At 49.8% G+C, this 4898-nt stretch carries 6 protein-coding genes; 2 read left to right on the forward strand and 4 right to left on the reverse strand.

The window, feature by feature from the left end; all coding sequences use genetic code 11:
• Positions 1 to 581: helix-turn-helix transcriptional regulator (locus L696_RS0126855; RefSeq protein WP_025686396.1), on the forward strand; the 581-nt coding region annotated here is incomplete at its 5' end.
• Here L696_RS0126855 and L696_RS0126860 read toward each other — a convergent pair.
• The 3 genes from L696_RS0126860 to L696_RS0126870 form a co-directional block, all read right to left on the reverse strand.
• Positions 511 to 1098: a GNAT family N-acetyltransferase gene (locus L696_RS0126860; RefSeq protein ID WP_025686397.1), complete on the reverse strand. Its 588-nt coding sequence runs from the start codon at positions 1096 to 1098 to the stop codon at positions 511 to 513. The two genes, L696_RS0126855 and L696_RS0126860, sit on opposite strands and share 71 nt — an antisense overlap.
• A 110-nt stretch (positions 1099 to 1208) precedes the next feature.
• The gene (locus L696_RS0126865; protein WP_025686398.1) at positions 1209 to 2333 is read right to left on the reverse strand and encodes an NADH-dependent flavin oxidoreductase; all 1125 of its coding nucleotides are present in this window, start codon (positions 2331 to 2333) and stop codon (positions 1209 to 1211) included.
• A gap of 242 nt (positions 2334 to 2575) precedes the next feature.
• Positions 2576 to 3523 (reverse strand): bile acid:sodium symporter family protein, encoded by a 948-nt coding sequence (locus L696_RS0126870; RefSeq protein WP_025686399.1) that lies wholly within the window; start codon positions 3521 to 3523, stop codon positions 2576 to 2578.
• A 210-nt stretch (positions 3524 to 3733) separates the two neighbouring features.
• On the opposite strand from L696_RS0126870, the gene L696_RS0126880 reads away from it, so the two are divergent.
• Positions 3734 to 4489 (forward strand): tryptophan-rich sensory protein, encoded by a 756-nt coding sequence (locus tag L696_RS0126880; RefSeq protein ID WP_025686400.1) that lies wholly within the window; start codon positions 3734 to 3736, stop codon positions 4487 to 4489.
• An 89-nt stretch (positions 4490 to 4578) separates the two neighbouring features.
• On the opposite strand, the gene L696_RS0126885 is transcribed toward L696_RS0126880, so the two are convergent.
• The coding region (locus tag L696_RS0126885; RefSeq protein ID WP_025686401.1) for a Rid family detoxifying hydrolase at positions 4579 to 4898 on the reverse strand (320 nt) is incomplete at its 5' end.

Here is a 4898-nt window from a genome sequence, read left to right on the forward strand (position 1 = left end):
GCTGGAATCAGGAGCTGGACTGGATGCTGGCCCGCTGGCTGAACGACAGACCCGGCGATGCGGCAGGGGAGGAACTGGCAGACGAGCACAGCTCCATCCCTGCCCTGCCGATTGACAACCGTGGCTTGCTATCCCTGAGTCTATGGCAGAAACAGGTCGAGAACCGACTGCTGGCAGCCGGTCAGGCCCTTACACCAAGCCATAGCCCAAGCAATCCTGTTATCCGTGATATCGCCCGCTATCTGGATGCTCACTACGACGAGGACATTTCCCTACAGGATATGGCGAGCCGTTTTTACCTCAGTCGGGAATATATTTCTCGTAAATTCAAGCAGGAATACGGCGTTAATCTGTCCGAGTATCTATGTCGAATCAGGATGGACAAAGCGAAGCTGCTACTTTTAAATAACAAGCTCCGCCTTCATCATATTGCCGGTATGGTTGGTTATCAGGACGAAAAATATTTTGGCAAGGTATTCAAAAAACTGGAGGGCGTCACGCCCGGCGAGTTCAGAAGGCGCCATTCTGTAGATCCTCAGCCGTTAACGCATACAGCACATGATCTTCCCAGACACCATTAATCTTCAAATAGTTTAGAGCCAGCCCTTCCCGGCGAAATCCGGCCTTTTCCATCACTCGATTGGATGGCGTATTTCTCGGCATAACCCCGGCCTGTATACGGTGCAATCCCAATTCATTGATGGCGTAACGTACAATATCATTTACTGCTGAGGTGGCGTAGCCTTGTCCGTGATGTGCAGGATCTACGAAGTACCCCAGATTCGCATTTTGAAAAGGGCCTCTGGCTACGCCCGATAGCTCCATTCTGCCGATCAGCTTGTCATTTTCCGGCAAATAAAGTCCAAACGTATATCCCTGCCCGGCTTGCGCAGCCTCAAGGCCGATGGAAATCAGGCGGGCCTGTTCTTCCAGTGTAAAGTAAATTTCGGGCCGTTCCGGCTCAAACGGCTTAAAAAAATCAAAATTTTCGCATCTAATCTCCAATAATCGTTCTGCATCACTTACTTGCAAAAGCCGAATCTGTAGCCCCGGATGGGTGGAAGCGATCAAACTTGCGCTATTGGATTCATTTAACATTGTCATTGCCCTTCTTTCTCTGTTTTTCGTATGCAGGTATCTACAAGGCAGAAAAATACCCCGGGTGCATGGAAGCAACCCAGGGTACCCTCATCCATTTCATTCGAGATTTAGTCCGTAACAGGCAACCAGCCAGGAATTGTCGTCAGCGCCCCCCACAGGTAGTCAGGGATAACCAACTCCTGTTGAGCTTGCTTGGACAATGTCGTGCGGATCGTATCTTCAGTGCCGTGTTGCACCTTCTGAACCCATTGCGGTTCCATCAAGAGCGGACGTCCCAGTGAAACCAGCGGTACACCTGTCTCCAGTGCGCCGAGAGCTTCGTCAGGCGTATTCAGCGAGCCGACGCCCATGACAGGCACACGGTCGCCCACCTTTTCATGAATGATAACGGTACGGGATTGTTCTGCACTACGATCACGAATGGACCCGCCGAAGAAATGATTGACGGAAATGTGCAGGTAATCCAGCCCTTGATCCGCCAAGCGGTCAACGAGCACCAACGTATCGTCCAGTGTAATGCCCGGCGTGGTTCCTTCTTCGGGAGACAAGCGATATCCGAAAATGAACGGCTGCTTCGCATGCTCTGCGATCACCTTCTTCACTTCATGAACAACCGCCAGCGGGAAGGTCAAGCGTTTCTCAAGGCTGCCTCCCCACTCATCGGTACGAAGATTGGAATGCGGGGAGAAGAACTGCTGCACCAGATATCCATTCGCTCCGTGAAGCTCCACACCGTCATAGCCCGCTTCAATTGCGCGGCGAGTAGCTTCGCCATAGGCACGGATAACGCGGTGAATATCGTCGGTAGTCATTTCACGCGGCACAGGTGCGCCTTCTTTTTCCTCAGCCACCGCGCTTGCGCTGATCGGCTGTCCGTCCGGTATCTGATCCGGTGGGCACAAACGACCGCCATGATAAATTTGCAGAATCGCTTTTGCATCCTCCTGATGAATCGTGTCAGCTAGACGGCTCAGGCTCGGTATCATTTCATCCTTGTCCGCACCAAACTCATTTACAAAGCCTTTACCATCTGGAGTCACGTACACGCAAGCGGTAATGACCGCACCTACACCGCCGGAACGTTCACGGTAGTAAGCCAGCTCCTGGTCACTGACTTCACCATTTTCATGAGACGCAAAGTTAGTCATCGGTGCCATCGTAATACGGTTTTTCAACGTAACGCCGGATGGCAGGGTAAAAGCTTCAAATAACGGTTTATATTTCGGATTCATTTCGGTACTCTCTCCTTTAATGTAAGTCAGATCAAAACGAATATGGGCTGTTACCATGCTGCCGAATACGAATTATAGCAACTTTACTCTTATGAAGCATGTGAAATATTGCTTACTTAAATACAGTGGTTATAATAACCACAGTATAATGATCCGCTCATATAAAGTCAAATTGTACCTTCTGATCCTCCCTAAACCATTCGGTGAGCCTGTACAATTGCAAGTGCCTGACAGCGTTTTAGCTATCTCCCTGCTGTGCTGTCCTTCTCTTCCCGACGGGAAAACCAGGTCGCAAGCAGCGAGCCGGAAATGTTGTGCCACACGCTGAAAATCGCACTCGGCACAGCGGCAATCGGATTAAAATGAGCCGCTGCCAGCGCAGCGCCCAGCCCGGAATTTTGCATCCCTGTTTCCAGCGTAACAGCTTTGCGTTTGGACAGATTCATTCCGAACAGCTTGGCAAACCAATACCCGAGCAGGAATCCGATGCCGTTATGCAAAATCACCACAGCAAAAATAATCGGGCCGGTTTCCAAAATCTTGCCTCTGCTGCCTGCGACTACAATAGCCACGATCAGCACAATAGCCAGCGTCGATACGAGCGGCAGTGCCTTGACACTTGCTTCAGCCTGTTTACGGAACAGCGATTTGACGATAACCCCCAGCACAATCGGTACAATAACTACGACGAGAATATCCATAATCAGCGACTTTGCATCAATATTCATCCACCGTCCAGCAAGCAGGCTAATCATGGCCGGGGTTGCCAGTGGCGCGATCAGCGTCGACACCGAAGCAATGGATACCCCCAGCGCCACGTCACCCTTAGATAAAAGGGTCATCACGTTGGACGCGGTGCCACTCGGGCAGCACCCTACCAAAATAACACCAACAGCAATATCTGGCGGTAGCTGCAATACCAGCGCTAACGCAAAAGCCAAAAACGGCATGATCAGATAATGCCCGACTACACCAATAGCCACATCAACCGGACGCCGGAATACTTCACGAAAATCAGCCGAGGACAGCGTCAGCCCCATACCGAACATCACGATGCCCAGGAATAGCTGTATGTATCCTTTCAGTCCTGTAAACGCCGCAGGGAAGAAAAATCCCAGACATGCAAATAAAAGTACCCAGATCGAAAAGGTTCCTCCTACGAACTTTCCCGCTTTTTCCAAACCATTCATCCCTCTTGTCTCCTTCTTCCAGTGGTTAAAATTTTTATCATTGGACTACATATGACTGCATATACATACACCTTTTCAATAAAATATTTGTAGCATGAAGCTTTTTCCGGCAAGGACATATTTGGCAGCAATGTGGGTATATTCATAGTAAAAGATTGTGACCAGTCGGTCATTCCACGGCTCATCATTCATTGAGGAGGAGATGCCCCTATGTCACGAAGCCATCCATTGAAATGGTGGAATATCATTGCGTTTATCGCTGTCATCGTCGTTAACATTCTGGCTTCCACACTTCCCATCGGCGGAAGAAGCACTGCTGCCGTATCCAATATGTATCCTACCCTGCTGACACCTGCGGGTTATGCCTTTTCCATCTGGTCGGTTATTTACTTGCTGCTTGCCTGCTTTATTGTGTATCAGGCCACATCGGCAGGACAAACCAAGACGACCGTTCAGTCTATCGGGATTTTCTTTATTTTAAGCTGTATCTTTAACATCATCTGGATTTTCTTGTGGCAGTATCTATATGTAGAGTTGTGTGTGATCGTCATTATCCTGTACTTGCTCTCTCTGGCTGTCGTGTATATACGCACCCGTACGCCGCAACCAACCCTCGGGGAAATGTGGTTCGTCAAGCTGCCGTTCAGTCTAAACCTTGGCTGGGTATCCGTCGCTACCCTCATCAATATCGCGGTGGCACTGGAAAAGAACGAGTGGAACGGCTGGGGACTCAGCGATACAACATGGGCGATCATCGTCCTGTTCATTGGCACCGTGCTTGCTATCATGGTCAGCTTTCCATATCGTGACAGCATTTATCCACTTGTGTTCGTGTGGGCTTATGTCGCCATCGCCATCGAGCATCCGAACAATGAAAACGTGCGGTTGGCTGCATTCATTCTGGCCGCGATCATTCTGGTGTACTCGCTGTGGCTGTTCTTTGCCCGTAACCGGGACCGGGACTAGAGGAATAACATCACACATACCGCACGCATAAAAGAACTTCCATTTCCACATCAAGTATGGGTTTTGGAAGTTCTTTTGTATTTCTTAGCCTATTCGCCTTTCAAGGCGATAACTTCAATCTCCACCAGTGCATCCTTCGGCAGACGAGCTACCTCCACCGCACTACGAGCCGGATACGGTTGTTCGAAGAAAGAGCTGTATACTTCATTTACGCTGACAAAGTCGTTCATATCTTTCAGAAATACGGTCGCTTTCACGACTTGGTTCAGACTGCTTCCAGCCGCTTCCAGAATAGCTTGTACGTTGCTCAGGGACAGACGAGCCTGCTCCTGTACATCTTTACCGAACTCACCTGTTGCCGGATTCAGTCCAAGCTGTCCTGAGGTGTAAATAAAACCGCCCGCCTCTA

Source organism: Paenibacillus maysiensis (assembly GCF_000520815.1).
Lineage (GTDB): Bacteria > Bacillota > Bacilli > Paenibacillales > Paenibacillaceae > Paenibacillus > Paenibacillus maysiensis.

Coding starts and splice junctions, on each gene's coding strand:
- L696_RS0126860 (WP_025686397.1), bottom strand. CDS start 1,098: ATGTTAAATGAATCCAATAGCGCAAGTTTGATCGCTTCCACCCATCCG.
- L696_RS0126865 (WP_025686398.1), bottom strand. CDS start 2,333: ATGAATCCGAAATATAAACCGTTATTTGAAGCTTTTACCCTGCCATCC.
- L696_RS0126870 (WP_025686399.1), bottom strand. CDS start 3,523: ATGAATGGTTTGGAAAAAGCGGGAAAGTTCGTAGGAGGAACCTTTTCG.
- L696_RS0126880 (WP_025686400.1), top strand. CDS start 3,734: ATGTCACGAAGCCATCCATTGAAATGGTGGAATATCATTGCGTTTATC.